We start from the raw sequence: 22,714 nt of genomic DNA, 5'->3' as shown, positions 1-22,714 counted from the left end.
CGGCTCACCAGCCGCGCTCGCGCCACTCCTTCAGCTTCGGCCGCTCCGCGCCCAGCGTCGAATCGTCCCCGTGGCCCGGGTAGAACCACGTCTCGTCCGGCAGCTCCCCGAAGATCCGCGTCTCCACGTCGTCCAGCAGCGACGCGAAATCCGATGGCGACGACGTCTTCCCCACCCCGCCCGGGAACAGCGAATCGCCCGTGAACAGGTGCGGGTGGCCCGCCGGATCCCGGTACAGCAGCGCGATCGAGCCCGGCGTGTGCCCGCGCAGGTGGATCACCGACAACGTGACCTCGCCCACCGTCAGCGTGTCGCCGTGCTCGACCAGGAAGTCCGGCGGCACCGGCAGCGGAGGAGCGTCCAACGGGTGGGCCGCCGTGTTCGCGCCGTTCGCCCCCGCCACCGCGCCCAGTGCCTGCCAGTGGTCCTGGTGCTGGTGGGTGGTGACGACCGTCTTCAGTGACGGCCGGTCCGGGCCGTGGCCGATCAGGTCCGAGATGCGCTCCGGGTCGCTCGCCGCGTCGATCAGCAGCGCTTCGTTCGACGAGCGGCACACCAGGAGGTACGCGTTGTTGTCCATCGGGCCGACGGACAGCTTGGTGATGGTGAGCGCGTCCAGGGTGCGCCGCGTGGCGTCGCCGCCCGGGTCGACGTGCCCCGTGTAGGTGTCCACGATGTTCACCGTGCACACGGTAGTCGTTTCGTTCCAAGCGGTTCCACCCGCACAAGCGCGCGGCCGCGTCGCCACGTAGGCTCGGGCGCGCACCCCGACGGCCCCGACCTCAGGACGACCTTGCCCACCTCCCCGACGCCGCGCCGGATCAGCTGGGACCTCCTCCGGGTCGTCGCCGTACTGGCCGTCGTCCTCGGGCATGTCACCCACCAGGGTGCTCTTCTGCACCCCGAGCTGACGGGTTACCCCGTGCGGGTGACAGCGCAGTTCGGCGCCGCGATCCTGCTGGTGATCTCCGCCTTCTTCGTTTGCGCGAGCCTGCGCAAGGGCAATCCCCGCCGGTGGCTGTGGAACCGCGTCGCGCGGCTGGTGCCGGCGTACCTGGTCGCCGTGCTGGTGACGTACGTCGTGACGCGGTGGGCCGCCATCTCCTTCAGCGGCCTGCCCTACCCGCCCGGCGTCCTCGGCTTCCTGTTCGGGGTGCCGCAGGGCCCGCCGACCGACCCCTCGCCGTGGTACATCCCGACCTGGCTGGACCTGGTCACCAACCTCGGCATGGTGCAGGAGTGGGGCATCCGCTGGGACGCCTTCTACTACCTCGACGGCTCCTACTGGACGCTGCCGGTGCAGCTGATGGCCTTCACCGGCGCCGCCGTGCTGTGGCCGCGGTCGTGGCGCACCCACCGGGTGACCGTCGCCCTGCTCTGGGCGCTGATCCTGGTCCCGCTCGCGCTGCGGTTCCTCGTCTTCCCGCCCGGGACGGCCGGGCCGGTCGTCGAGACCTTCTACTACGGCCTCGGCCTGCACCGGCTGCACGTCTTCGCCATCGGCGTCGCGGTCTGGCTGTGGGCGCAGCGCCGGCTGAAGACGTGGCACGCCGCACTCTTCGTGGTCGCCGCCGTGGCCGCGCAGGACCTGCAGGTGTTCCCGTTCCACGTCGCGCTGCCGCAGGACGCCCTGCGCTGGCCGTCCACGATCGGGTTCGCCGTCCTGCTGGTGCTGGTCTGCGTGGCCGCCCGCGGCCCGGACTGGCGGTTCCCCGGGCTGGCCCGGATCGCCCCGGCCGTCACCTGGCTCGCGGGCATCTCGTATGGTCTTTACCTGGTGCACCAGGAACTGGGCTACGTCCTGGCCCGCGCCCTGCTCGATCTCGGCCTCCCCGGCTGGCTGCGGCTCCTCCTCGTCGTCGGCGCCGCCGTGCTGGCCGGCTGGGCGGTCACCGCGGGGGTCGAACGCCCGGCCCACCGGTGGCTCACCAGACGTCGAAAGCCCGAAGAACCGCAGGTCAAGGACGCGGAACCCGTTTTTGTCGGTGGTGGCTCGTAGCATGGATCGCGGCCGCCCGTGCAACCTGAACCGGGTCGGCGACCGCACTGAAGAAGACATTGAGAGGACCCTGGCGTGGCTGATCGCCTCGTTGTTCGCGGTGCCCGCGAGCACAACCTCCGCGGCGTGGATCTCGACCTGCCCCGCGACAGCCTGATCGTGTTCACCGGCCTGTCCGGGTCCGGGAAGTCGAGCCTCGCCTTCGACACCATCTTCGCCGAAGGGCAGCGCCGCTACGTCGAGTCGCTCTCGGCGTACGCCCGGCAGTTCCTCGGGCAGATGGACAAGCCGGACGTCGACTTCATCGAGGGCCTTTCGCCCGCGGTGTCGATCGACCAGAAGTCGACCTCGCGCAACCCGCGCTCGACCGTGGGCACGATCACCGAGGTCTACGACTACCTGCGCCTGCTCTACGCCCGCGCCGGCAAGGCGCACTGCCCCACCTGCGGCGAGCCGATCAGCAAGCAGACCCCGCAGCAGATCGTCGACCAGGTGCTCGCCATGGAGGAGGGCACCCGGTTCCAGGTGCTCGCCCCGGTGGTGCGCGGCCGCAAGGGCGAGTACGTCGACCTGTTCGAGAACCTGCAGCAGCAGGGCTACGCGCGCGTGGTCGTCGACGGCACGGTTCACGCGCTCACCGACCCGCCGAAGCTGAAGAAGCAGGAGAAGCACCAGATCGGCGTGGTCATCGACCGGCTGACGGTGAAGGCGGCCTCGCGGCAGCGGCTCACCGACTCGGTCGAGACGGCGCTGCGGCTGGCCGACGGCCTGATCGAGCTCGAGTTCGTCGACCTGCCGGAGAACGACCCGCACCGCATCCGCGGCTTCTCCGAGAACCTCGCCTGCCCGAACGGCCACCCGCTGGCCATCGAAGACCTCGAGCCCCGCTCGTTCTCCTTCAACTCGCCCTACGGCGCCTGCCCCGAGTGCACCGGCATCGGCATCCGCAAGGAGGTCGACCCGGAGCTGGTGGTCCCGGACGACGAGCTGTCGCTGGCCGAGGGCGCGATCGCGCCGTGGTCGGGCGGGCAGAGCGCGGATTACTTCATCCGGCTGCTCGAGTCGCTGTCGGAGACCATCGGCTTCCGGATGGACACGCCGTGGCGGCGGCTGCCCGCGCGCGCCCAGAAGGCGGTGCTGCACGGCGTCGACGAGCAGGTCCACGTCCGCTACAAGAACCGCTACGGCCGCCAGCGCTCCTACTACGCGAACTTCGAGGGCGTCATCCCGTTCCTCGAGCGGCGCCAGGAGCAGACCGAGTCCGAGTACATGCGCGAGCGGTACGAGGGCTACATGCGCGAGGTGCCGTGCCCGGCCTGCCAGGGCACCCGGCTCAAGCCGGAGATCCTCGCCGTCACGCTGCAGCACAAGACCCGCGGCGACATGTCCATCGCCGAGGTCTGCGCGCTGTCCATCGCGGAGGCGTCGCAGTTCCTCGACGAGCTGGAGCTGGGGCAGCGCGAGGCGATGATCGCCGGTGCGGTGCTCAAAGAGATCCAGGCCCGCCTGCGCTTCCTGCTGGACGTCGGCCTGACGTACCTCTCCCTCGACCGCGCGTCCGCCACTCTTTCGGGTGGTGAAGCGCAGCGGATCCGGCTCGCGACGCAGATCGGCTCCGGCCTGGTCGGCGTGCTGTACGTGCTGGACGAGCCGTCGATCGGCCTGCACCAGCGCGACAACCACCGCCTGATCGAGACGCTGACCCGGCTGCGGAACCTGGGCAACACGCTGATCGTCGTCGAGCACGACGAGGACACCATCCGCTCCAGCGACTGGGTGGTCGACATCGGCCCGGGCGCGGGCGAGCACGGCGGCCACATCGTCCACAGTGGACCGTACAAGAAGCTGCTGAAGAGCAAGGAGTCGCTGACCGGGCAGTACCTGTCCGGCCGTCGCAAGATCGAGGTGCCGGCGATCCGGCGGCCGGTCGACAAGAAGCGGCAGCTGACCGTCGTCGGCGCGCGCGAGCACAACCTGCGCGGGCTGGACGTCTCGTTCCCGCTCGGCTGCCTGGTCTCGGTGACCGGGGTCTCGGGCTCGGGCAAGTCGACGCTGGTGAACGACATCCTCGCGACCGTGCTGGCGAACAAGCTCAACGGCGCGCGCCAGGTGCCGGGCCGCCACACCCGGGTGAACGGCCTCGGCAACGTCGACAAGCTGGTGCGGGTCGACCAGTCGCCGATCGGGCGGACCCCGCGGTCCAACCCGGCCACCTACACCGGCGTCTGGGACCACGTCCGCAAGCTGTTCGCCGCGACCACCGAGGCGAAGGTGCGCGGCTACCAGCAGGGCCGGTTCTCGTTCAACGTCAAGGGCGGCCGCTGCGAGGCGTGCGCCGGCGACGGCACGATCAAGATCGAGATGAACTTCCTGCCGGACGTCTACGTCCCCTGCGAGGTCTGCAAGGGCGCCCGGTACAACCGGGAGACCCTCGAGGTGCACTACAAGGGCAAGACCGTCTCGGACGTGCTCGACATGCCCATCGAGGAGGCCGCGGAGTTCTTCGAGCCGATCAAGGCCATCCACCGCCACCTGCAGACGCTGGTGGACGTCGGCCTCGGCTACGTCCGGCTCGGCCAGCCGGCGCCGACGCTGTCCGGCGGCGAGGCGCAGCGCGTCAAGCTGGCCAGCGAACTGCAGAAGCGCTCGACCGGCAAGACGGTGTACATCCTCGACGAGCCGACCACCGGCCTGCACTTCGAGGACATCAGCAAGCTGATCGGCGTGATCAACGGCCTGGTCGACAAGGGCAACTCGGTGATCGTGATCGAGCACAACCTCGACGTGATCAAGACCTCCGACTGGATCATCGACATGGGCCCCGAGGGCGGCTCGGGCGGCGGCACGGTGGTCGCCGAGGGCACGCCGGAGCACGTGGCGGGCATCGAGGAGAGCTACACCGGCCAGTTCCTGAAGACGGTCCTCACGGCCGAGTAGCGGCTACCGCTCCTTCCCGGTGGTCTGGTGGACCACCGGGGAGAGCGGGCCGTAGTGCAGCGTCCGAAGCCGGTAGGCCGAGCCCTCTTCGCCGGGCAGCAGCGAGAGCGTGCACGTCGTCACGTCCGGGTCGGTCACCTCGACCGGGTCGAACTCCGGCGCGCCCGGGCGGCGCATCTCCAGCAGGAAACCGGCTTCGTCGGGGGAGTGGTCGGCCCAGGTGAACGTCACCGTGTCACCCGAGACCACCGTGTGCAGGTCTGCCGTGACCGGGCCGGTGAACGGCTGCACCCGGTAGTAGAACGGCGTCTGCGGGATCAGGTCCGGGTGGTGGTAGCCCGTCGTGTGGGCGGGCAGGAACCGCAGCGTCGTCCACGGGCCGTCCGGGTCGTTGGCGTACTCGAGGCGGTGGCCCGCGCCGTCGTCCGGCCAGCTGAGCACCACGTCCGTTGGCGAGGTCAGGGCCGCGGTGAAGGCCGGCGGCGGCGTGGCGGAACAGCCGGCGGCCAGCAGGGCCACGAGGACGAGGGCTTTGCCGGGCACGGCGGCCTCCCACGGGGACGGGGGCGGCGGTGCGGACGTCACGAGCTTAGGAAGCCCGCCCGCACGGCGACAAGATCGTGCCGATCACCGGGACACACCAATCCGCCGCCGAACCGGCACCGAACGGGTGTGAAACCGGCTGAACCGTTTCCCGCGACCGTCCGTGTCTCCAGGTGTCGAGGTCCACCGGATGGTGGAGCCGCCCTCACCGAGGAGAGAACGTCATGAACCGTATCCGGCCGCTGGTCGTCAGCGCGCTGGCGCTCGTCGCCGTCGCTTCCTTGTCCGCCTGCGGCGAGATGGCCGACGGTGCCCAGGGACCGCAGCACGGCGAGCCGGGGCACAAGATGCTCCAGGTCGGCACGGTCAACGGGGTCGGCTCGGTGGTCACCGACGCCGACGGCAAGACGCTCTACCGGTTCGACAAGGACCTCTCCCAGCCGCCGACGTCGAACTGCGACGGCGACTGCACGAAGTCCTGGCAGCCGATGCTCGCCGGGGTGGCCACCCCGATGCTCAAGGGCATCCAGGACACCCAGGTCGGCACGACGACCCGCAAGGACGGCAGCAAGCAGATCACGCTCAACGGCTGGCCGCTGTACGAGTTCACGGGCGACAAGGTGGCGGGCGACATGAACGGCCAGGGCGCGAACGGCACGTGGTTCGCGATCGCCCCGGACGGCAGCAAGATCACCGCGGGCAGCAAGGCCGGCGGATCAGGGTCCTGACGGACGACGGGTTTCCGGGCAAACGAGGAAGGACGGGCAGCCGATGAACACCATGGTCGCGCTGCGCTCGGCGCACGCACCGCCGGTGGAGCTGAGGGTTGCAGTACTGTCCTCGCCGACTCAGAACACCGTCGGGAGGACGAGGGTGGCCATAGGAGGCAGGCGGCCTAAGAAGGCCAAAGGCGAAGACCTGATTCGGCAGCTGTACGCCGAACACGGGCGAAGCCTGCTGGCCTACGCGACGAGGCTGACCGGGGATCGGGCGGCAGCCGAGGACGTGGTCCAGGAGACGCTCGTCCGTGCGTGGAAACACGCGGACGACTTGCAGAACGACGGAAAAGGCTCGGTGCGCGGCTGGTTGCTGACCGTCGCGCGCAACCTGGTCACCGACCGGGCACGGGCCCGTGCGGCGCGGCCACAAGAGGTGGCCGAACCGGCCGAAGGCGTGCCGACCCCGGCCGTCGAGCGGGACCACGCCCAGGGCGTGGTCGACTCGATGACCGTGCTCGGCGCGATGGACGGGCTGTCCAACGAGCATCGAGAGGTCCTGGTGGAGATCTACTACCGGGGACGGACGGTGGCCGAAGCGGCGAGAACACTGGGCGTCGCACCGGGTACCGTGAAATCAAGGTCGTACTACGCACTACGAGCACTCAGAGCAGCGATGATTTCGAGCGGAACGGAGGTGGCGCGATGAACTCGGTGGACGAGAGTCACACGCAGCTCGGCGCGTACGCCCTCGGCGCGCTCGATCCCCACGAAGCAGCCGACTTCGAGCGGCGGCACCTGCAGACCTGCGCGCAGTGCCGGTTCGACCTGAACGAGCTGGTGGCTCTGCGCGACTCGCTCGACGAGGTACCGCCCGAGGCGTTCCTCGACGGGCCGCCCGAAGGCGGGGACCTGCTGCTGCAGAAGACCCTGCGCCGGGTGCGCGACGAAGAAGAGCGCGCCGCTCCGGCCCGTTCGGGCGGACGCCGGGGGCTCGCCTTGGTCGCCGCGGCGGTGCTGGTGGTGGCCGCCCTCGGCGGCGGCATCCTGGTCGGACGGCAGACGGCTCCGGACAGCGGCGGCATCGCAGCTCCGGCATCGGACGTGCCCGGCACGAAGAACGTCGAAGGGCGGGATCCGACCACCGGTGTGCAACTGGCCGCGGCGGTGGCCCCGTTCCAGGGCTGGGTCAAGGTCGATGTCAACGTCAAGGGCGTCAAGGCCGGCGAGAAGTGCCTGCTCCAGGTGGTCACCAAGGAAGGTCAAGCGGTGACCGCGGGCAGCTGGCAGGTGTCGGAGAAGTGGGAGAACCAGGGCTTCAAGCTCGACGGGTCGGCGCTGGTCGCCCCCGACGACGTGAAGTCGGTCGACATCGTCACGGTGGACGGCCGGAAGCTGGTCTCGGCCCAGGTGTGACGTGACGGGCGCGCGCTACCGGTTCCGCAGCACGTGGCTGCTTCCGCGAACCGCGCCCGGGCGGGTGTTCGACGTGGTCACCGACCTCGCCGGCTACCCGCGGTGGTGGTCGGACGTCCGTGCGGTGCGCCGCGTGGACGACGACACCGCCGAGCTGGTTTGCCGGTCCCGGCTGCCGTTCCGGATCGTCGTCCGGATGCACCGGGACCACCAGGACGAGCGCACGGGCCTGATGCGGGTCAGGCTCAGTGGCGACCTCGACGGGACCCTGGCGGGAGCGGTCCGCGCGGCGGGCGCGGGCACGCTGCTGGAGATCACCCAGGACGTCCAGGCCCGGAAGGAGTTGCTGCGGCGCTTCGACACGGTGGCCCGGCCGCTCTTCCGCGCGAACCACGCGCTGATGATGCGGCGGGGCCACCGTGGGCTTTCCGCCTACTTGGCCTGACCGGAGCTGCAGAGCTCCGGCTCGGTCACAGCGCCCGCAGCAGCAGCGGCAGAGCGGGTCCGGCGGGCCAGCACCAGCCCGCCCAGCGCGACGGCCGCGATCAGGAAGCCCGCGCTCACCCCGTAGGCCAGCCGGAACCCGGCCGCCAGCGCCTCGCGGTGGTCCAGCCCGCGCAGGCTCTCCGTCCGGGAGGCGGCCACCGCGGCCAGCACCGCCGTGCCGACCGCCGCCCCGACCTGCTGGGTCGTGTTGATCAGGCCCGACGCCACCCCCGCGTCCGACGCCGGGACGTCCGCCATCGCCAAGCCCATCAGCGCCGGGATGGCCGCGCCGGCGCCGAGGCCCATCAGCAGCAGCGGCGGCAGGACGCCGGCGAAGTAGGAGTCCGAGGCGCGGGTGAGCAGCAGCAGCCCGACGATCACCAGCCCGAGCCCCGCGAGCAGCACCGCGCGCGGCCCGAACCGGGCCGTGAGCTTGCCCGCGAAGCCCAGTGACGCCACCGCGATCACCAGCGGCACCGGCAGGAACGCGATGCCGGTCCCCAGCGCGTCCAGGCCCAGCACCTGCTGCAGGTACAGCGCCGTGACGAACTGGAAGCCGAGCATCCCGGCCACCATCAGCACCATCACCACGTTCGCGCCGGTCACCGCGCGGATCCGGAACAGCCGCAGCGGCAGCAACGGCGTCCGCGCCTTCGCCTGCCGCACCGCGAACGCCGCGAGCAGCACGGCGGCCGCGGCCACCGCGCCCCACGACGCAGCCGAGATGCCGTACGCACCCAGCATCACCGCGGCGGTGACCAGCACGGCACCCAGCACGTCCAAGCCGTTGCGCAGGCCCGTTCCGCGGTCCGCCTCGACCACCCGGACCGCCAGCAGCAGCGCGGCCACGCCGATCGGCAGGTTGACGTAGAACGTCCAGTGCCAGTTCAGCGCCTGCGTCAGCGCACCGCCGGCGATGAGCCCGATCGACGCGCCCGCCGCCTGCGTGAAGCTGTAGACGCCGATCGCCTTCGCCCGGGCCCGGGGCTCGGGGTACATCGTGACGATCATCCCGAGCACCACGGCCGACGCCAGCGCGCCGCCGACGCCCTGGGCGAACCGGGCCACGACCAGGACACCCGCGTCCGCAGCCAGGCCCGCGACCAGTGACGCGAGCGTGAACAGGCCCAGCCCGCCGAGGAAGACGCGGCGGCGGCCGAGCAGGTCGCCGAGCCGTCCGGAGAGCAGGAGCAGGCCGCCGAAGGCGACCAGGTAGGCGGTGAAGACCCAGGAGAGCCCAGCGGACGTGAAGCCGAGGTCGGCCTGGATCGCGGGCAGGGCCACCGCGACGATGCTGCTGTCGAGCACGACCATCAGCGAAGCGGCGCACAGCACCGCCAACGCGAGGCCACGCGAGCGGGTGGGGTGGTTCTCGGCCATGACAGGCCCCTCCAGTCGAGAGTTCCCCTGGTCGTCGCCAGGGCACTTCTTGTAACAGTGCCCATCATGTGTGACTATGAGTGCCCGCGTAAGGAGGCACTTCCATGTCCCAGGGGAACATCGGTGTACCCGTCCAGGTCACCGAGATCGACCCGGAGAAACTCGACGTCTGCACCGTGCTGGAGGTCATCAACCGGATCAGCGGCAAGTGGGCGATCGGCATCCTCCTGGAGGCCATCCGCGGCCCCGTGCGGTTCACCGAGCTGGAACGCGCGGTCGAGGGCATCAGCCGGCGGATGCTGACGCTGACCCTGCGCAACCTCGAGCGGGACGGCCTGCTGGTCCGCACGATCTACCCGACCGTCCCGCCCCGCGTGGAGTACGAGGCCACGGCGATGGCGAAGGAGCTGTACCAGTCGCTGAACGGCCTGCTCGGCTGGGCGGAGCAGCACCGCGACGACATCGCCGCCGCGCGCATCGCCTACGACACGGCCGGCTGAAACGTGGAACGGGCCGCGGTGCGAGGTCGGGGAGACTCGCACCGCGGCCCGCGGTGGTTCGTGCACAGCGGGGGCGTGGGCACGAACGTCGAGGGAACTACCTCACCGCGACTTCTTCGGGCTCGGGCTGCTGCTCCTCGTCGATCAACGTGGCCTCGTCGAACGGCGCTGTCCCGGCGAACACCCGTTCCGCCTGTTCGCGGTCGAACTCCTTGGTCCAGTTCCCGATGAGGACGGTCGCCACCGCGTTGCCGGCGAAGTTGGTCAGCGCGCGGGCCTCGGACATGAACCGGTCGATGCCGAGGATGAAGCCGACGCCGTTGACCAGTTCCGGCCGGTGCGACTGCAGGCCGCTGGCCAGGGTGGCGATGCCGGAGCCGCTGACACCCGCCGCACCCTTCGACGCGATGATCATGAACACCAGCAGGCCGATCTGGGCGCCGATCGAGAGCGGCTCGTCCTGGGCCGCGGCGATGAACAGCGTCGCCATGGTCAGGTAGATGGCCGTGCCGTCGAGGTTGAACGAGTAGCCGGTGGGCACGGTGATGCCGACGACCGACTTGCCGACACCCAGGTGCTCCATCTTCGCGATCAGCCGCGGCAGCGCCGATTCCGACGACGACGTCGACAGGATCAGCAGGAACTCGCGGCCGAGGTAGCGCAGCAGGCTCAGGATGTTGACGCGGGCGCCGAGCCACAGCACCAGGCCGAGGACGACGAACACGAACACCAGGCAGGTCGCGTAGAAGCCGATCATGATGACCGCGAGGCTCTTCAGCGCGGCCCAGCCGGTCGCGCCGACCACCGCGGCGATGGCGCCGAACGCGCCGATCGGGGCGGCCCACATGATCATCGCCAGTACCCGGAAGACCAGGCGCTGGATGTGCTCGACCCCGCGCAGGATCGGCGCGCCCTTCGGGCCCAGCTTCTGCAGCGCGAAGCCGACGAGCAGCGCGATGAGCAGCGTCTGCAGGACCTGGCCGTCGGTGAAGGCGGACACGAACGTCTTCGGGATGATGTGGAGCAGGAAGTCGACCGGGCCGTCGGTGCCGGTGGCGGACTTCTGGACGCTCTTCACGTCGGCGGGGTTGAGGTGCAGCCCCTCGCCCGGGTGCAGCAGGTTGCCGACGACCAGGCCGATGGCGAGCGCGAACGTCGACATCACGATGAAGTAGACCAGCGCCAGGATGCCGACCTTGCCGACCTTGGCCGCCTTGGCGACCGAGCCGACCCCGATCACGATGGTGCAGAAGATGATCGGCGAGATCATCATCTTGATCAGGTTGACGAACCCGTCGCCCAGCGGCTTGAGGCCCTTGGCGAAACCGGGGAAGAGAAAACCCACCAGGATCCCGAGCAGGACCGCGACGATCACGGCCAGGTACAGGTAGTGGGTCTTGTCGCGGCGGCGCGGCGCCGCGTCGGGGGTCGGTGTAGGCACCGTTGCCTCCAGCTCGGGGGTGTTCAGGTTGCGGCACACTGTAGGCCGAGTTCGGTGATCCGGCTCACTTGTGTTCATTGAGTTCGTGTGATGATCGCACCGTCCCGTTCGGACAGCCGGCCGCGCGGTGTGCTGGTATGAGGAGGTGCCCCCGACGGTGCGGTCCCATTGGAGCCTCGCGCGCCAGCTGCTGGTGCTGCAGCTGGCGGTGCTCTGCGTGCTGGCCGGCGCCGGGATCACCTTCGCCTGGATCGACGCGCAGCGCGCGGTGGACGAGAACGCGCGCGACCAGGTCCGCGCGGTCGCGGCGACGGTCGCGGACGCGCCGACCGTCGCCGCCGCGGTGAGTACGCCGGACCCGAGCGTGACGCTGCAGCCGTTCGCCCTGCGCGTGCAGGCCCACACCCAGGTCGACTTCATCACGATCATGAGCCCGGCCGGGATCCGCTACACGCACCCGAACCCGGCCCTGATCGGGCAGCACTACATCGGCACCATCGACCGGGCGCAGCGTGGCGAGGAGCTCACCGAGACCTACACCGGCTCGCTCGGCCCGTCGGTGCGCACGGTCGTCCCGGTGTTCGACGCCGGCCACCGGGTCGTCGCGCTGGTCGCGGTCGGGATCACCGTCGCCGCGATCTCGGCCGAGCTGCGCGAACGGCTGTGGCCGCTGTTCGGCGTGGCCGGCGCGGTGCTGGTGGTCGGCGCGCTCGGCGGCTGGCTGATCAGCGCCCGGCTGCGGCGCCAGACCCGCGGTGTCGCGCCGGACGAGCTGAGCAACCTGTTCGAGTACCACGAAGCCGTGCTGCACTCGGTCCGCGAAGGCGTGCTGCTCGTCGACCGGGACGGGCGGATCGGCCTCTGCAACGACGGCGCCCGCGCGCTCCTCGGCCTCGACGCCGACCCGGTCGGCCGCGACCTGGCGACGCTGGGCCTGCCCGGCGGGCTGGCCGAAGCGTTCACGTCGGCGGAGAACCGGGCCGAAGAACTGCACCTGACGGATTCGCGCGTGCTGCTGGTCAGCACGACCGCCGTCCGCTCGGGCGGCCGCGCGCAGGGCACCGTCGTCGTCCTGCGCGACCACACGGAACTGCAGACGCTCACCGGGGAGCTGACCACCGCCCGCGGCCTCGCCGAGGCGCTGCGGTCACAGGCGCACGAGGCCGCGAACCGGTTGCACACGGTCGTTTCCCTCGTCGAGATCGGCAAACCCGAGCAGGCCGTCGAGTTCGCCACCGCCGAGCTCGCCCTGGCGCAGGAGCTCACCGACCGGGTCGTCGGCGCCGTCGCCGAGCCGGTGCTCGCCGCGCTGCTGCTGGGCAAGGCGGCCGAAGCGAGCGAGCGCGGGGTCGAGCTGACGGTCACCCCGGACACGGTGATCGACGACGTCTCACTCGGCATCGAGGCCCGGGACCTGGTGACCATCCTCGGCAACCTGATCGACAACGGGCTCGACGCGGCCGTGCGCGGCACCGGCCACCCGAAGGTCGTCGTCACCGCCCGCACGGACGAAGACGGGCTGCTCCTGCGCGTCGCGGACTCCGGTCCCGGCGTGCCCGAGGACGCCGACGTGTTCCGGCGCGGCTGGTCGACGAAGGCCGAGGACGGCCACGGGCTGGGGCTCGCGCTGGTCGGGCAGGCGGTGCGCCGCTACCGCGGCACGGTCGAGGTCGGGCACGACGGCGGCGCGGTGTTCACCGTGCGGCTCCCGCGGCAGGAGGCGAGCCGGTGATCCGCGTGCTGGTGGTCGAGGACGAGCCGGTCGCCGCCGAGGCGCACCGCGTGTACGTCGAGCGGCTGCCCGGGTTCGCCGTGGCCGGCGTGGTGCACTCGGGCGGCGAGGCGCTGCGGTTCTGCGAACGCGAGCCGGTCGACCTGGTGCTGCTGGACTTCTACCTGCCGGACACGCACGGACTGGCGGTCTGCCGCTCGCTGCGCGCGGCCGGGCTGCCGATCGACGTCATCGCGGTGACGTCGGCCCGCGACCTCGGCCTGGTCAAGGCGGCGGTCTCGGTCGGCGTGGTGCAGTACCTGCTCAAGCCGTTCACCTTCGCCACCCTGCGCGAAAAGCTGGAGCGCTACGCGGAATTCCGCGACGCTTCCGGCGAGGTCACCGGCCAGGCGGAGATCGACCGCGCCCTCGGTGCCTTGCGCACGACGGAGCAGCCCCCGCTGCCGAAGGGCATGAGCGTCCAGACCCTGGAAGCGATCACCGACGCCCTTTCCGGCGCGGCGGAGGGCCTTTCGGCGGGCGCGGCGGCCTCGGCGATCGGGGCCTCCCGCGTGACGGCCCGGCGCTACCTGGAGTACCTGGCGGACAACGGGATGGCCCACCGCGAGCCACACTACGGCCAGGTCGGGCGGCCGGAGGTCTGGTACCGCTTGACCCGCGTATAACGACCTGCCGGCTCAGGACGGCTCGGCTCTCGGCTCGCCGGCTCCCGTCGCCGCGGCGGACCGGATCACGTCACGGGCACGCCTCTCGACCCGCGTTCGGCCGAAATTCCTGACGAGGGCGAGGTAGAACAAGGCGGGCGCGACCGGGGTCCATCGGTTCCGCCGATCAGGCCGCAGCAAGTGGCTCATCACGTCCGAGGGCCGGAAACGGACGAATTCCCACTCGTCGTGCTCCCACTTGTCGGCCACGCCTCGTGTCCGTCGCTCGGCGAGCTGCGCCGCGGTGAGCTCGTGCAGGGAGGCGGTGAACATGCAGCCCCACTGGTTCGTCCGGCGATCGATGTCGAAGGCCAGTAGTTCCAGGTGGTATTCGGTGCGCTCCAACCCGAGCTCTTCGAGCAGCCCGCGTCTCGCGACGTCGTAGAGGCTCGGCGGAGTGCGTCCGTGTGAATCCAAGGAGCGAGACAGTGCTTCATTGGCCGACGCGTCCCACAACCCGGGGAAGGCCCCCACCGCCTTGCTTCGCTTCGCGAAAACAGCCATCCGGTCTGCCGTGACCACGGCCACGTACGTGCCGAAACTGGCGCACATGAAGTCGGGGACCGTGGTGAGGGAGAACGGGGTCACGTATCGGCTGCGGAGCGTGCCCCCTCCCGGCAGCTCGCGATCCAGCTGCTGGGTCGCCAGGAAGGTGAAGTAATCGGTGCTCCTGACGCGCAGCCGGACTCCCGGTGCCTCGTCGACACCAATACGGTGGACGGAAAACCCGGACACGGCATAGGTTGGGCCGTTCCAGTGTGCGTGTGCGCCCGCGCGGGCCGACTCTCCTTGACGCGCGGCTACCTCGTCCCGTAGCCGTGCGACATCGGCAGGCAGGTCCACCACGCCGGGATCGACGACCACGTTCACCGCTTGCTCATCGATGACCTGGGTGCCGTCTCCCTCGACGATCACGACGCTCGTCCGCAGCGGGCCGAGGGTGAACTCGGTCCCGGTGTCGGGCAGGGCGCCCCGGCTCAGTGACCGGCGAACGCGAGCGGCGGACCTGGTCAGTGCTCGCTTCAACGCGTCTTCGAAGAGGACCGAGAACGCCAGTCCGAGCACGGCGCCGACGATCAACCCGACCACTCCGGAACTCAGCTGCTCCATGGTCGAGTCTGTCGCAGGAAGGCCGCGTCGTGTTTCAGGTGCGTATAACGGCCTACACGGCCGCGTCTGCGACTTCCGGCGGTTCCGGCGACGCTCGCCGTGCGGTACACCGGAACGATCACCGACCAGGGGAGTGCCGCCATGCGGAAGTGGGCCGGGTTCGTCGCAGCTCTCGTCGTCACCGCCGGGCTGGCCGCGCCGGCGCACGCCGCCGAGCCTGCGGCCTCCGTCACCGAGGTGCAGGTGAGCGGGCCGGTTGCGCAGCGGTTCAACCTCGTCGTCCTCGGGGACGGCTACACCGCCGCCGAGCAGCCGAAGTTCTTCGCCGATGTCCAGCGGCACGTGCGCACCCTGTGGTCGCTCGAGCCGTTCAAGTCCTACCGCAGCTACTTCAACGTCTTCGCCGTCTCCATCGCCTCGCCGGAGTCCGGTGTGGACTGTGACCCCGGCCTGGACGCGCCGCGGCGCGACACCCCGCTGAACATGGGGTTCTGGGGCGGCTGCAACGCGCAGAGCGTGCAGCGGCTGCTGACCGTCGACGACACGGCCGCCCAGCGGTACGCCGACCTCGTACCCGGCACGACCCGCGCGAACCGGCAGATCCTGGCGCTGGGCAACAGCTCCACCTACGGCGGCGCGGGTGGTACGTACGCGACGGCGTCCGGCGGGAACGCCTTGTCCGCGCTGATCTCGCCGCACGAACTCGGCCACTCGCTCGGCGGCCTCGACGACGAGTACGACTACTACGCGCGCAACGTCCCGGGCGGCGCGTACGAGGGCGGCGAACCGGCGTCGATCCACCACACGCTGCTGACCGAGCCGCAGATGCGCGCGCAGCACGCGAAGTGGTGGCGCTGGCTCGGCGAGCCCAGCGAGGCCGGCGGCACGATCGGCCGGTTCGAAGGCGGGCTGTACACCCAGACCGGCGTCTGGCGGCCGAGCCGTCACTCGATGATGAAGACGCTCGGCTACGCGTTCGACCAGGTCGGCCGCGAGCGGATGACGCAGCGGATCGCGGCGAAGGTCCCGCTGATCGCGGGCGGCACCCCGGCGGGGACGATCGGCGCCGACCGCGTGGTGTGGGTCCGCCCGATGCACCCGGTGGACCACCGCCTGGACGTCACCTGGACGCTGGACGGCAAGAGGCTGCCCGGCCGCGACGCGGTCGACCTGCGCACCGCGCACGTGAAGCCCGGCCGCCACACGCTGACCGCGACGGTGACCGACCCGACGCCGTTCGTCCGCGACCCGGCGGCCCGGCCGTCCGCGAGCCGGACCTGGACGGTGGACACGGCGGTGGTCACCGCGCCCGCGGGCGGCCCGGCTGTCGTGGCGTCGACGTCGCTGCCGGTCGGCGGGCACGACGTGGTCTACGTCGAGACGGGTGAGCCGACCGGCTCGATCCCGGAGGTTTTCTGGTCCCTGGACGGCCGTTACGCCGGGACTGGCACCGACTACGCCCTCGACCTGTCCCGCGGCACGCACACCCTGACGGCGACGACCGGCGGCACGACGGTGACGTGGACGGTGGACGCGACCGGCCCGCAGACCACGGCGGAGCTGCCCCCGGGCCCCGAGTACCACGGCTCGTTCACGCTGAAGCTCGAGTCGCCGGACGGCATGCCGGAGTTCCGCGTGGACGGCGACGGCTGGCACAAGTACTACGGCTGGCCGACGGACCCGAACGCGCCGTACCTGTTCACCCCGCGCGGCACGGAAATCGACGGGCTCGCGTACGGCAACCTGGGCGAGGGCGGGCTGACGGTGTCGCCGTTCTCGGAGCGCAAGCCGGGGTACGGCCAGCACCGCATCGAGTACCGCTCGATCGACGCGGCGGGCAACGTGGGCCCGACGAAGTCGGTCACGGTGACGCTGCTGCCGTAGGAGGGGCTGAGCTGTATGACGGATAAAGAGGGGTTTCGCGCCCGGCTGCTGGCTTCGGTGGAAGCCGGGCTGAGCGTCCCCGAGATCAGGCCGCTGCTCGTCGAGCAGCTCGAGCGCGGAGTGAAACGCGAGCACCTGTACCAAGAGATCCTCGACACGATGGTCTTCTTGCGCGCGGAAGGCCGCGACGAGGACGAGGACGCCGTCGCCGACGTGGCGGATATGTTCTCGAACTGGGTGCTGCCCAGGTACCGGCTCTGAGCCGCTAGCGCGGCCGGCCCGGCACCCCGGGCCGCAGCTGCCACGGGTGCGGACCGTCCAACGGCCGGTACTCCACGCCCAGCGCGTCCAGCCGCGGCAGGTGGTGGTCGCGCAGCCGGGGCAGGAACTCCTCGTAGTCCCTCGGCCCGGAACTCCAAGCCACCTCCGCGAACGCCGACAACCGCGGGAACGCCATGTAGTCCACCCGCCGCACGCTGTCCAGGTGCTCGCTCCACACCTGCGCCTGCACGCCGCGCAGCCGCGCCCCGCTCAACGCCGGCTCGTATGCGTACACGTCCTCCAGCGTGTGCACCTCCCCGACCGGGATCGGCTCGTCCGGGTGCGGAGACTGCCGGTGGTCCAGGTACACGTGCTGCTCCGGGCACATCACCACGTCGTGCCCGAGCGAAGCCGCCCGCAGGCCTGCCTCCTCGTTCTGCCACGAAGCGATCACCATCGGGGGGAGCCCGTCGATGTCGAGGACCTCGTCCCAGCCCATCGGCGTCCGGCCGCGGGCCACCAGGTGAGAGGCCAGCTGCCGCACGAACGCGCGGTGCTCGTCGGTTGCGCCCGGGGTCTCGTCGCCGCCCAGGGCGATCACCGGCGACGGGAAGATCTCCAGCAGGTGGTCGAACACCTCGCGGAAGAAGTCCAAAGTGGACGGCGTAGGCGAAAGCAGCGAAGTGCTGATCCCCCAGGAAGTCCAGACCTCGTAGGAGGACGAAGTCCCCAGCGAGGGGTAGGCGGCGAGCGCCGCCGCGCGTGGCCGGGGATGTCGATCTCCGGCACCACCGTGATCGCGCGCGCCGAAGCGTAGGCGACGATCTCCCGCAGGTCGTCACCGGTGTAGAACCCGCCGTGCGGACGGCCGTCCTGCTCGCCGCCGCTGCCCACCATCGACGACGGCCGCCAGCCGCCCACGGACGTCAAACGGGGGAACGACGGGACCTCGAAGCGCCAGCCCTGGTCGTCGGTGAGGTGCAGGTTCAGCACGTTCAGCTTGTGCGCCGCCAGCAGGTCGACGAACCGCAGCACTTCGGCCTTGGTCCGGAAGTGCCGGGCGACGTCGAGCAGGCACCCGCGCCACCCGAGCCGCGGGTGGTCCTCGACGACCCCGCACGGCAGCGACGACGGCGCGAACCCGGCCACCCGGAACGCGGCCGGGCCCGCCAGCTGCCGCAGCGTCTCCCGTCCGTAGACCTCCCCGGCGGCGTCGGCCACTTCCAGCACGACACCGGACGGGGAAATCGTGAGCCGGTAGCCCTCCGGCGGCAGTGAAGCGGGCCGGACGTCCACCGTGGACGGCCACGGGCACGTGCCGGGAGCGGGCGTCACGGAGACCGGGCGGGGGAGCAGGGTGTCGAAAGCCATGTCAGCCCTTCACGGCGCCGGCCATGCCGGACACCAGCCGTCGTTGGACGAGGACGAAGAACACCAGCACCGGGATCGTCATCAGCGTCGACGACGCCATCACCGCACCCCAGTCGGTGTCCTCCGGCTTGAAGAAGACCAGGATCGCCTGCGGCAGCGTCTGGTTCTCGGTCTTGGAGACGATGAACGTCTTGGCGAACAGGAAGTCGTTCCACGCGTGGATGAACGCGAGCACGCTCACGGCCACCAGCCCCGGCGCCACCAGCGGGAAGAGGATCTGCCAGGTGAACCGCACCCGGGACGCGCCGTCCAGCTTGGCCGCTTCCTCGAGTTCCACCGGCACCGCGGCGACGAACCCGCGCAGCATCCAGATCGCGAACGGCAGGCTGAACGCCAGGTGCACCAGCACCAGCGAACCCAGCTCGTTCAACCCGAAAGCCGGCACAGCCGCACCGAGTGACCGCATCAGGAAGAACAGCGGGATGGTCAGCGCCTCCACCGGCACCATCTGGGCCACCAGCGTCATCACCAGCAGCACCGTGCGCCCCCGGAAGGAAAACCGCGTCAAAGCCACCGCCGAAAGGAACGACAGCAGCAGCGACAGCGCCACGACGACCAGCGCCACCAGCAGGCTGTTGACGAAGTACCGCCCGAAGCCCGAAACGGTGAGCACGCGCGAGAAGCTGTCGAACGACGGGTGGAACGTCCACGGCTTCGGCGAAGCCGACTGGATCTCGCTCGCCGGCTTCACCGCCGACAGCAGCATCCAGTACAGCGGGAAGGCGACGATCCCGGCGACCACGACGGTGACGACCTCGGCGATCAGCCGGCCCGGACGTTTCACAGCCATGCCGCGCTCCGGCGCTGCGACCGGACGTACAGCCCGGTGACCGACAGCAGCAACAGCGTCATCACGACTCCGATCGCCGAGCCGAGGCCGTACTCCTGCCCGGCGAAGGCCTGTTGGTAGGCGTACACGTTGAGGACCAGGTTGCGCCCGGCCACGCCGCCGCCGTTGGTCATCACGTAGATCTGGGTGAACACCTTGAAGTCCCAGATGATCGACTGGACGGTGGCGATCATCAGCAGCGGCCGCACCATCGGCAGCACGATCGTCCAGGTCGTGCGCCACGCCGACGCGCCGTCGAGCGAGGCGGCTTCGAGCACCTCGTCCGGCACGCCCTTGATCCCGGCGTACATGGTGACCAGCACGAACGGGAACGAGCACCAGATCACCTCGGCGGCGACCAGCCCGAACGCGCCGAGCGTGCCGAACGTCCACGAATGGTGTTCGAACGGCAGCCCGATCCCCGACAGCACCTCGTTGACCAGCCCGAAGTCGGTGTCGAAGAGGAACAGCCAGACGTAGGAGCCGGCGATCGCCGGCGTCGACCACGCGCCCAGCGCGGCCAGGAACAGCAGCATCCGGGGCAGCGAACGCACCCGCGAAGCCAGCACCGCGAGCCCGGTGCCGACGACGAGCGAACCGACGACGCAGGCCGCGGCGAACCCGACCGTCTTGCCGAGCACGGTCCAGAACTGCGCCTGGGACAGCAGGTCCGCGTAGTTGGCGAAGCCGAGGAACACCAGCGGCGCGTTGCCCGCGGCCTGCGGCTGGCCGTAGTCGTAGAACGAGATCACGACCAGCTGGTAGATCGGGTAGGCCAGCAGCGCGGCGAGCAGGACGCCCGCCGGGGCGAGGTAGAGCGCGGCGGCCCGGCCGTCCCCCTTCCGCCGCGGCCGCCGTGCGGGCGCCGTGGCGGAAGGGGTCTCCTGGATCGTCACCACTAGCCGAAGGCCCGGTTCATCGCGGCGGCCGCGTCGGCCAGCGCCGCCGCCGGGTCCTTGCCGCCGGTGGCGATCTGCTGCACGGCCGTCGGCAGCACGTTCTGGCTGTCGATCTTCGACCACGCCGGCGTCGCCGGGACGAACTTCGTGCCCGCCTTGAGCGTGTCGACGAACGGCTTGAGGAACGGGTCGTTCGCCGCGAGCTTCTGCTGCACGCTGCCCAGTGTCGGCAGGTTGCCCATCGCGGTGTACATCTTCTCCTGGTACTTCGCGCCGCCGAGCAGCTCGACGAACTCCAGGGCCAGGCTGCGGTGCTTGCTCGCCTTGAACACGCCCAGCAGGTTGCCCCCGGCGAACGCGGGCGCGACGCTGCCCGCCGTGGTGCCCGGGATCGGGACGACGGCGTACTTGCCCTTCACCGCGCCCTGCTCGACGGCCTTGCGGTTGAAGTCGCCACCGATCGTCATCCCGGCCTTGCCGCCGGCGAACGCGGTGACGCTCTGCGTGCCGGTCAGGTTCGCGCACTGCGCGGGCGGGCAGATGTCGTCCTTGAGCAGGGACGCGTACTGCGTGACGCCGGCCTTGGCCTGCTCACCGTCGACCGTCGACTTCCACTTGCCGCCGGTGTCCTGCGCCAGCTCCCCGCCGTTGGCCCAGAGGAAGGGCAGCATGGCGTAGGTGTACTTGCCGCCGACGGAGATGCCGTAGAGGTCCGGCTTGGCGGCCCGGATCCGGCGAGCGGTGTCGGTCAGCTCCGCCAGCGTCGACGGCGGCTTGAGACCGAGCTCGGTGAAGACGTCGGTGCGGTAGTAGAGCGCCCGGATGCCGGTGTACCAGGGCAGGCCGTAGGTCTGGCCGCCGGACTTCGCGGTGTCCAGCACGGTCGGGATGAGGTCCTTGCCCTCCGGCCACGCGGCGAGGTCGCCGGTCAGGTCGGCCAGCGCGCCGGTGGCCGCGTAGCTGGAGACGTCGGTGTTGCCGAACTCGGCGACGTCGGGGGCGTTGGCCGGGTCGTTGAAGGCGCCGGAGAACTTGTCGGCGCGGCCCTCGACCGGCACCCACTGGACGTCGACCTCGACGCCGGAGTGGGCCGCCTTGAACTCGGTGATCGCGTCCTTGACCGCGGCTTCCTTCGGCGCGCGGTTGGCTTCGTCGAACAGCCAGACGCGGACGGTGCCGGTCTTGTCGTCCCCGCCGCTGCCCGCGGGCGCGGACTGGGTGGGCGCGCAGCCGGCCAGCAGGGCCAGCCCGGCGACGACGGGCAGGGTGCGGCGCAGTCTCATGGTGAACCTCACGAGGCGAAGTAGACGGAGTTGACGGACCCGACGGCGAGCGAACCGGCGGGCGCGCCGGGCAGGCCGGTGGCCGGGTCCCGCGGCAGCCAGGTGACGGTGCCGGAGCGCTGGTTCGAGACGTAGAACCAGCTTTCGGAGGGGTCGAGGGCGACGTGCCGCGGCCAGTTCCCGCCCGTGGGCACCGTGGACACCAGCTTCAGCGTGGCGCCGGAAACGGAGAACGTGGCCAGCGTGTTCGGGCCGCGGACGGTGGCGTAGGCGAACTTTCCGTCTCGCGAAAGGATGATCTCGCCCGGGTAGAGCTCGCCGGTGCTCCCGCTGGGGACGGCCGGGACGACGGAGAGCGCTTTCAGGGTCCCGGTGGCCGCGTCCCAGCTCGCCACCGTCACCTCCGGCCGCAGTTCCTGCAGGATGTAGGCGAACTTCCCGCTGTGGTCGAACGCGAGGTGCCGCGGCCCGGCCCCGGCGGGCAGCTTCAGCTGCTGGTGCAGCGAAAGCTTCCCGGCGGTGAAGCCGTAGACGTACACCGAGTCCGCGCCCAGGTCGACCGCCAGCACCCAGCGGCCGGTGGGGTCGTTGACGACCTGGTGGGCGTGCGCCTGGCCGGAGTCGGCGTGGTGGGTCACCAGGTCGGTGGCCGCACCGAGCTTGCCGCCGGCCAGGATCGGCAGCACGACGACGCTGCCCGAGCTGTAGTTGGCGGCCAGCACGTACTTCCCGCTCGAGTGCACGCTCAGGTGCGTCGGCGCGCCACCCTTCGACGAAACCTTGTTGAGCGGCTTCGGGTTCGCGGGATCGGCGATGTTCAGCGCCGAGACGTACCCCGCCGGGTCGCCCTCGTTGGTGACGTACAGCGTCTTGCCGTCGGCGCTGCGGTCGAACCACGACGTGTCGCTGATGCCGGGCACCGTGCGGACGGGGTTCAGCGCGGCGCCGGACCGGCTCGTGACGTCGAGCCCGTGCCCGGTCGCCCCGCTGGTGTAACTGCCGATGTACACGGTTCCTCCGGCGAAGCAGCCTTTCGGCGTGGTGGCGGCCGACGCGAGCGAGCTGCCCAGAACGGTGGCGGCGCCCGCGCCGGCCGCGGCGCCGAGGAACGTGCGACGGGAAAGTCCGGTCATCGTCTTTGTCTCCCAACGGGTTTCGGCGGT

The 22,714-nt window shown here is 70.7% G+C and carries 20 protein-coding genes and 1 pseudogene; 11 read left to right on the top strand and 10 right to left on the bottom strand.

Features of this window, described 5'->3' with window-relative positions; all coding sequences use genetic code 11:
* Window positions 1-4: 4 nt before the first annotated feature.
* Entirely contained in the window at window positions 5-682 is a 678-nt protein-coding gene (locus HUT10_RS12400) for an MBL fold metallo-hydrolase (protein WP_176171332.1), read from the bottom strand.
* Between the two features lie 111 nt (window positions 683-793).
* Between HUT10_RS12400 and HUT10_RS12395 the strand changes: the two genes are divergently transcribed.
* Window positions 794-1,999, top strand: a complete 1,206-nt coding sequence (locus tag HUT10_RS12395; RefSeq protein WP_176171331.1) for an acyltransferase — start codon at window positions 794-796, stop codon at window positions 1,997-1,999.
* Window positions 2,000-2,074: 75 nt separating this feature from the next.
* Window positions 2,075-4,936 carry an excinuclease ABC subunit UvrA gene (uvrA, locus tag HUT10_RS12390; RefSeq protein ID WP_176171330.1) on the top strand — a complete coding sequence of 954 codons (2,862 nt, stop codon included), beginning with the start codon at window positions 2,075-2,077 and terminating at the stop codon, window positions 4,934-4,936.
* 3 nt (window positions 4,937-4,939) lie between these two features.
* On the opposite strand, the gene HUT10_RS12385 is transcribed toward uvrA, so the two are convergent.
* A complete protein-coding gene (locus HUT10_RS12385; protein WP_176171329.1) occupies window positions 4,940-5,479 on the bottom strand; it encodes a fibronectin type III domain-containing protein in 540 nt (179 codons plus the stop codon).
* A gap of 224 nt (window positions 5,480-5,703) precedes the next feature.
* On the opposite strand from HUT10_RS12385, the gene HUT10_RS12380 reads away from it, so the two are divergent.
* The 4 genes from HUT10_RS12380 (at window position 5,704) to HUT10_RS12365 (ending at window position 8,056) form a co-directional block, all read left to right on the top strand.
* On the top strand, window positions 5,704-6,207 hold the full coding sequence (locus HUT10_RS12380; RefSeq protein WP_176171328.1) for a hypothetical protein: 504 nt from the start codon (window positions 5,704-5,706) through the stop codon (window positions 6,205-6,207).
* Between the two features lie 145 nt (window positions 6,208-6,352).
* Complete coding sequence (locus HUT10_RS12375) at window positions 6,353-6,904, top strand: sigma-70 family RNA polymerase sigma factor (protein WP_026469270.1); 552 nt, start codon at window positions 6,353-6,355, stop codon at window positions 6,902-6,904.
* A complete protein-coding gene (locus HUT10_RS12370) occupies window positions 6,901-7,611 on the top strand; it encodes an anti-sigma factor (RefSeq protein WP_176171327.1) in 711 nt (236 codons plus the stop codon). Before HUT10_RS12375 ends, HUT10_RS12370 begins: the two co-directional genes overlap by 4 nt.
* A 1-nt stretch (window position 7,612) precedes the next feature.
* The gene (locus HUT10_RS12365; RefSeq protein WP_176171326.1) at window positions 7,613-8,056 is read left to right on the top strand and encodes an SRPBCC family protein; all 444 of its coding nucleotides are present in this window, start codon (window positions 7,613-7,615) and stop codon (window positions 8,054-8,056) included.
* Here HUT10_RS12365 and HUT10_RS12360 read toward each other — a convergent pair.
* Window positions 8,044-9,477, bottom strand: a complete 1,434-nt coding sequence (locus HUT10_RS12360; RefSeq protein WP_176171325.1) for a DHA2 family efflux MFS transporter permease subunit — start codon at window positions 9,475-9,477, stop codon at window positions 8,044-8,046. The genes HUT10_RS12365 and HUT10_RS12360 overlap by 13 nt on opposite strands.
* A gap of 104 nt (window positions 9,478-9,581) precedes the next feature.
* On the opposite strand from HUT10_RS12360, the gene HUT10_RS12355 reads away from it, so the two are divergent.
* A complete protein-coding gene (locus HUT10_RS12355; RefSeq protein ID WP_176171324.1) occupies window positions 9,582-9,977 on the top strand; it encodes a helix-turn-helix domain-containing protein in 396 nt (131 codons plus the stop codon).
* Window positions 9,978-10,074: 97 nt separating this feature from the next.
* On the opposite strand, the gene HUT10_RS12350 is transcribed toward HUT10_RS12355, so the two are convergent.
* A complete protein-coding gene (locus tag HUT10_RS12350) occupies window positions 10,075-11,418 on the bottom strand; it encodes a cation:dicarboxylase symporter family transporter (RefSeq protein ID WP_176171323.1) in 1,344 nt (447 codons plus the stop codon).
* A gap of 157 nt (window positions 11,419-11,575) precedes the next feature.
* Between HUT10_RS12350 and HUT10_RS12345 the strand changes: the two genes are divergently transcribed.
* Both HUT10_RS12345 and HUT10_RS12340 read left to right on the top strand, forming a co-directional pair.
* Complete coding sequence (locus HUT10_RS12345; protein WP_176171322.1) at window positions 11,576-13,150, top strand: sensor histidine kinase; 1,575 nt, start codon at window positions 11,576-11,578, stop codon at window positions 13,148-13,150.
* A complete protein-coding gene (locus HUT10_RS12340) occupies window positions 13,147-13,815 on the top strand; it encodes a response regulator (RefSeq protein WP_176171321.1) in 669 nt (222 codons plus the stop codon). The genes HUT10_RS12345 and HUT10_RS12340 overlap by 4 nt, the downstream gene beginning before the upstream one ends.
* A 12-nt stretch (window positions 13,816-13,827) precedes the next feature.
* Here the strand turns inward: HUT10_RS12340 and HUT10_RS12335 are convergent, their stop codons facing one another.
* Window positions 13,828-14,964 carry a hypothetical protein gene (locus tag HUT10_RS12335; protein WP_217709593.1) on the bottom strand — a complete coding sequence of 379 codons (1,137 nt, stop codon included), beginning with the start codon at window positions 14,962-14,964 and terminating at the stop codon, window positions 13,828-13,830.
* Between the two features lie 141 nt (window positions 14,965-15,105).
* On the opposite strand from HUT10_RS12335, the gene HUT10_RS12330 reads away from it, so the two are divergent.
* Entirely contained in the window at window positions 15,106-16,848 is a 1,743-nt protein-coding gene (locus HUT10_RS12330) for a M64 family metallopeptidase (RefSeq protein ID WP_176177795.1), read from the top strand.
* A 15-nt stretch (window positions 16,849-16,863) separates the two neighbouring features.
* On the top strand, window positions 16,864-17,109 hold the full coding sequence (locus HUT10_RS12325) for a hypothetical protein (RefSeq protein WP_176171320.1): 246 nt from the start codon (window positions 16,864-16,866) through the stop codon (window positions 17,107-17,109).
* A 4-nt stretch (window positions 17,110-17,113) separates the two neighbouring features.
* Here HUT10_RS12325 and HUT10_RS12320 read toward each other — a convergent pair.
* The 5 genes and pseudogenes from HUT10_RS12320 to HUT10_RS12300 all read right to left on the bottom strand — a co-directional run bounded on the left by HUT10_RS12320 (window position 17,114) and on the right by HUT10_RS12300 (window position 22,684).
* A pseudogene (locus tag HUT10_RS12320) lies at window positions 17,114-18,480 on the bottom strand (beta-N-acetylhexosaminidase).
* Window position 18,481: 1 nt separating this feature from the next.
* Window positions 18,482-19,330 carry a carbohydrate ABC transporter permease gene (locus HUT10_RS12315; RefSeq protein ID WP_176171319.1) on the bottom strand — a complete coding sequence of 283 codons (849 nt, stop codon included), beginning with the start codon at window positions 19,328-19,330 and terminating at the stop codon, window positions 18,482-18,484.
* Window positions 19,321-20,265: a carbohydrate ABC transporter permease gene (locus HUT10_RS12310; RefSeq protein WP_176171318.1), complete on the bottom strand. Its 945-nt coding sequence runs from the start codon at window positions 20,263-20,265 to the stop codon at window positions 19,321-19,323. Before HUT10_RS12310 ends, HUT10_RS12315 begins: the two co-directional genes overlap by 10 nt.
* Window positions 20,266-20,267: 2 nt before the next feature.
* The gene (locus HUT10_RS12305) at window positions 20,268-21,551 is read right to left on the bottom strand and encodes an extracellular solute-binding protein (protein ID WP_176171317.1); all 1,284 of its coding nucleotides are present in this window, start codon (window positions 21,549-21,551) and stop codon (window positions 20,268-20,270) included.
* A gap of 8 nt (window positions 21,552-21,559) precedes the next feature.
* Window positions 21,560-22,684: a lactonase family protein gene (locus tag HUT10_RS12300; protein ID WP_176171316.1), complete on the bottom strand. Its 1,125-nt coding sequence runs from the start codon at window positions 22,682-22,684 to the stop codon at window positions 21,560-21,562.
* Window positions 22,685-22,714 lie beyond the last annotated feature (30 nt).

This window comes from Amycolatopsis sp. Hca4, from assembly GCF_013364075.1.
GTDB lineage: Bacteria > Actinomycetota > Actinomycetes > Mycobacteriales > Pseudonocardiaceae > Amycolatopsis.
The sequence above is the reverse complement of the archived record's forward strand: the minus strand, read 5'-3'. Positions and strand labels throughout refer to the sequence as shown.

Bases quoted from the DNA above. Each gene is read 5' to 3' on its own strand.
- HUT10_RS12330 (WP_176177795.1), top strand. From the start codon at position 15,106: ATGCGGAAGTGGGCCGGGTTCGTCGCAGCTCTCGTCGTCACCGCCGGG.
- HUT10_RS12305 (WP_176171317.1), bottom strand. From the start codon at position 21,551: ATGAGACTGCGCCGCACCCTGCCCGTCGTCGCCGGGCTGGCCCTGCTG.
- HUT10_RS12300 (WP_176171316.1), bottom strand. From the start codon at position 22,684: ATGACCGGACTTTCCCGTCGCACGTTCCTCGGCGCCGCGGCCGGCGCG.
- HUT10_RS12370 (WP_176171327.1), top strand. From the start codon at position 6,901: ATGAACTCGGTGGACGAGAGTCACACGCAGCTCGGCGCGTACGCCCTC.
- HUT10_RS12355 (WP_176171324.1), top strand. From the start codon at position 9,582: ATGTCCCAGGGGAACATCGGTGTACCCGTCCAGGTCACCGAGATCGAC.
- HUT10_RS12335 (WP_217709593.1), bottom strand. From the start codon at position 14,964: ATGGAGCAGCTGAGTTCCGGAGTGGTCGGGTTGATCGTCGGCGCCGTG.
- HUT10_RS12380 (WP_176171328.1), top strand. From the start codon at position 5,704: ATGAACCGTATCCGGCCGCTGGTCGTCAGCGCGCTGGCGCTCGTCGCC.
- HUT10_RS12325 (WP_176171320.1), top strand. From the start codon at position 16,864: ATGACGGATAAAGAGGGGTTTCGCGCCCGGCTGCTGGCTTCGGTGGAA.
- HUT10_RS12360 (WP_176171325.1), bottom strand. From the start codon at position 9,477: ATGGCCGAGAACCACCCCACCCGCTCGCGTGGCCTCGCGTTGGCGGTG.
- HUT10_RS12315 (WP_176171319.1), bottom strand. From the start codon at position 19,330: ATGGCTGTGAAACGTCCGGGCCGGCTGATCGCCGAGGTCGTCACCGTC.